At 66.2% G+C, this 4,120-nt stretch carries 2 protein-coding genes, 1 tRNA gene and 1 CRISPR repeat array; of the genes, 2 read left to right on the top strand and 1 reads right to left on the bottom strand.

All coding sequences use genetic code 11. From position 1 onward, the window contains the following. Positions 1-820: 820 nt before the first annotated feature. Positions 821-1,276: direct repeats of the CRISPR family, unit length 29 nt; unit sequence GTGCTCCCCGCGCACGCGGGGATGGTCCC. Between the two features lie 103 nt (positions 1,277-1,379). After that, positions 1,380-1,456: transfer RNA gene (locus tag ABZ463_RS41540), tRNA-Ile, on the top strand. A gap of 370 nt (positions 1,457-1,826) precedes the next feature. On the opposite strand, the gene ABZ463_RS41535 is transcribed toward ABZ463_RS41540, so the two are convergent. Beyond that, positions 1,827-2,450 (bottom strand): DUF6518 family protein, encoded by a 624-nt coding sequence (locus ABZ463_RS41535; RefSeq protein ID WP_362785717.1) that lies wholly within the window; start codon positions 2,448-2,450, stop codon positions 1,827-1,829. 805 nt (positions 2,451-3,255) lie between these two features. On the opposite strand from ABZ463_RS41535, the gene ABZ463_RS41530 reads away from it, so the two are divergent. Continuing rightward, positions 3,256-3,759, top strand: coding sequence for a hypothetical protein (locus tag ABZ463_RS41530; RefSeq protein ID WP_362785714.1), 504 nt, complete (start codon positions 3,256-3,258; stop codon positions 3,757-3,759). Positions 3,760-4,120 lie beyond the last annotated feature (361 nt).

Raw genomic sequence — 4,120 nt, 5'->3', positions numbered from 1 at the left:
ACCCCTGTGGCAGGGGGCTGGCACCCCCGTGGCACCCCTCCAGCCCGGACCGTGGCACCCGGTGTGGCACCCCTGGCAGGAAGATCAAAAACATTCGGGCGTGCATCCCACGCGCAGCCGTACCCGCGAGAAGCACGGCCTGCGGGACTGGCCGTCGTCGACGCATAGGAACCACCCCCGCGTGCGCGGGGAGCACCACCGGCCGGTAGCCGTGCGCCCGGAAATGCCGGGACCATCCCCGCGTGCGCGGGGAGCACAGAGGCTCCGTGTCCTTGCTGCGGAAGCCGGTGGGACCATCCCCGCGTGCGCGGGGAGCACGACTGGAAGCGTGTCCCGGTCGGCCGCGACGAGGGACCATCCCCGCGTGCGCGGGGAGCACCAATTAATTCTGCTGACGTGAGCTTTTTAGCCAGGACCATCCCCGCGTGCGCGGGGAGCACGTCCACCAGTCATCGATCAGCTCGGCGAACATGGGACCATCCCCGCGTGCGCGGGGAGCACCCTCGCCGACCTGCGGGGTTGTCGGCGGGAAGGGCGGAAATTCATCACTTCCATCGACTTGGACATTATGGATGTATTGGTCATTGAAGACAGATGAACACAAAGGGGATCTGGTGGTTCTGGATGATGAGGGGCTGGGGTTGTGAGGTGGATGGAGCATCCGTTCTGGGTTTGTGCTTCAGGGGGTATTTCGCTTTATCGCACGCTAGCTTGTGGTTAATGTCGTCCTGGCGAACTTCATGATGTGTCCTAAATGTCCAAGTCGATGGAAGTGATGAATTTCCGCCCTTCCCGCCGACAACCCCGCAGGTCGGCGAGGGTGCTCCCCGCGCACGCGGGGATGGTCCCACCGAGGAGTGGACGCGTCAACAGAAGCTCCGGTGCTCCCCGCGCACGCGGGGATGGTCCCAGCGCCTTGAACAGGGCGCCGGGGCCGCCGGGGTGCTCCCCGCGCACGCGGGGATGGTCCCGACCGCCCGCCTGGTGTGCGACCTGTACGACGGTGCTCCCCGCGCACGCGGGGATGGTCCGGCTGAACAGACGCTGATCCGCGTCATCCAGGCGTGCTCCCCGCGCACGCGGGGATGGTCCCTGTCCTGACCCAAGGCACTGAGGGGGCATTGTGTGCTCCCCGCGCACGCGGGGATGGTCCCTCCTTGGCCGCGAAGCTCCCGTGTTTGGTGAAGTGCTCCCCGCGCACGCGGGGATGTTCCCGGGTTGTGGTCCAACTCTTCGAACCTGACCGGGTGCTCCCCGCGCCCTCGGGGATGGGCATCGATGGTGTTGGCGGGATTCTGCGTGCCTAACTGCGCGACAACGCCGGGGAACCGTCCCGGACGCCTGCGGACACTGGAGGACGCTACGCCCCTGGTTGGAGGGGGGTTCTCTCAAGGTCCAGAGCGTTTGTGATTCCCTGATAAGGAAGAGGTCCCAGGTTCAAGTCCTGGTAGCCCCACTTTTCTGGCCAGCGAAAAGGCCGCTTTCCGATCTTCGGATGGCGGCCCTTCTGTTTTCCGCGTGACCACCGTTTCCGATCAGGTCCCAAAGACGCGGTTCATGGCCATCACTCTGGAGAACCGGCGGATCCGCTTGTGGTAGACCCGTTCCGTGACGGCCGTGCCGCTGTGGCCCACCAGGCGAGAGATCTCCTCCAGGGGGACACCGGGGTCTGACAGCGGCGAGACGAAGCCGTGCCGTAGCTCGCGAGGGGGCCCGGTGGACGTTGGTGGAGTCGCCTGAGCGGTGTCCGAACAGGGATGAGGGGACTGACTCAGTGAAGCCGTGGTCGGCTGACATGACCTGGCTTACCGTGTCCACGATTCACTTCACGCCGTCACGTATTGAAGTGGCAATTCGATGACCAGGTACGCCAGTGCCGCGAGGGCCAGGGCCGTCAGCAGGGTCGGCGTCCGCTCTCGCCGACGTGCCATCAACAGCGGTGCGAGGACGAGGACGGCCAGGCAGGCCCATGCCTGCGGGGCGTAGTGCAGGACGAAGGCATACATGATGCTCTCCATCCCGAAGACGCCTCCCAGCGCGGCGAGGCCGATGACACGGTGACGTACGGTACGTCCGTTCCGCCACCACAGCCCGGCCACGCCGAACAACGGGCCGCTGACGACCGCCATCGCGAGCCAGATCAGCGGATAGGTGAGGCTGCCCATGCCGTCACGGCCGAACTCCGCGTACCCGTAATACCCGACGACCAGACCGATCGAGGCACACAGGCCGGCGACGGCAGCCGACCACGCTGACGCCCAACCGGCAAGCAGGGCGCCGACGACGAACGCCGGGACACACCAGACGGCACCGGAGTTGGCGACCTGGTTCCAGGCGCCCGGAAGCCAGCCCTGGGCCAGGTTGGTGACAACACCGAGTGCCAGACCCGCCACGAGCGCGGCTGCCCACGAACCGCTGAGCTTTGCTACCGGGCCGAAGCGGCTGCCCATCAGGAAGATCCCCCTGTCTCCCCTCACGGGATACCGACAAATCGCAACTATACCGACAAGCAGGTATACCAGTTCGGTGCCGCGCGGCCGTGATCTCCTCTTGGCGGGCGAAGGCGGCGATGGCCACCTGGTACGAAACCGTGCGGACGGACTGGCTCCCCCTTTGTCCGACCCCCTGTTGGACTCTCACACCCGGGTCCCGGCGGTCCCCTCGGGCCGGGTTGGGGGTGTGACCCCCGTGACCCCCTGGAGGAACAGGGGTGAAGGCCTTCAGGAGGGGCGTGACCCGCCCGTCGGTCGCACCCTCTCTGTTCGCGCTGGTCGAGGGGGTCGCGGCCGGGTGTGACCCCTGTGACCCGGGCGTCGGGCCTGTACGGCCACGTGAATGGACCTCGGGAGCTGACGGGGTGGGCGGCGTCAGGACCGGGATCCCCCCGACGCCGCCCTGTTCGTCGCCGACCACTGGACCCGATCAACGTACTGACAGGGCAACGCCGGTAGGTGTTCGATAAACCTGGGAAGCGTCATCTATTGAAAGCTGGAAACGGATATGCCGGAATCCGGACCGAGAGAGTCCAGTGAATCCCGCAAGGAAGAGTTATGCGAGTCCGCTGACCAGGCAGACGGAAACGACAGCGCTCCGGAGGTTTCCACGGATCCTGACCCCGCCGGGTTCGTACCTCCGCTCCAGAATGAGCGAACAGGCCTCTCCGAAACAGGCGAGGCCTCCGAGACACCTCCCTCCGGTGACACCCCTTCCGGAAAAAGGAAGCGCGTCTCCTGGTCCCTTTTCCTGGGCCAGAACGTGGGTGAGCGTGCAGGGGTCATCGCCGCGATCACCGGCGTGCTGGCGCTCGTGGTGAGCCTGCTGGCGTGGCTGCTCCCCCAGAGCGGCGACAGGAGCAGCGCTGTGCCGGAGCAGTATCTCGGCACCTGGAGGGGGCAGGTCACGATGACCTTTCCCGACCCCACCAGGGAGGGAAAAGGGGCGGGAACTGACGAGATAACGATAAGGCAGGGCAGTATCGGCGACACCGTCGCGGACCAGCGTGCCGTCGACTGGGGTCAGGAGGCCGGCTGCTCACGTAGCTGGCAGCTCGCCGAGGTCAACGGCGACCACCTTGTTCTGAAGGCCGGAACCACCGGCGCCCCGGCCAACGCGCCATCGGGGCAGACCTGCCTGGCGGATCTGACAATGAGTGTCCGGCTGACCGGTCAGGCAAGAATGGAGATCCAGGCGAACTACAACATCCTCGGAACAGTCACCGGGGCGTTCAGCGGTTCTCTGGTACGGCAGGGCCGAACGTAGCCGGGTCGCGTTTGGCCACGGCGGAACACGACGGCTCTCGGCACCCCGGTACGGACCTTCACCCTCGCCGTGGTGCTGACCGACGCGTCAGGCGCTCCCCGGCGCGGGGAACGGTCCCAAGGCCGTCAGGTGGGGCGGGCAGATCCTCACGTGCCCCCGCACACGCGGTCGGGGTCTTGCGTGCCCTAACCGCGTGACAACGCAGGGGAACTCGCACGGACGTTGGAGGACGCTAAATCCCTGGTCGGAGGGCGGTTCTCTCAAAGTTGTCAACGACGGCTGAATCTTGACCCTCTGACGTCGCCTGAATTCTGACCCCCTGATGTGCTTGATCGTTACTGATCGCTGCTGTGACCCGCCG

This window comes from Streptosporangium sp. NPDC020145 (assembly GCF_040631275.1).
Taxonomy (GTDB): domain Bacteria; phylum Actinomycetota; class Actinomycetes; order Streptosporangiales; family Streptosporangiaceae; genus Streptosporangium.
Note: the sequence above shows the minus strand (reverse complement) of the source record. Positions and strands in the feature narration are given on the sequence as shown.

Coding starts and splice junctions, on each gene's coding strand:
- ABZ463_RS41535 (WP_362785717.1), bottom strand. CDS start 2,450: ATGGGCAGCCGCTTCGGCCCGGTAGCAAAGCTCAGCGGTTCGTGGGCA.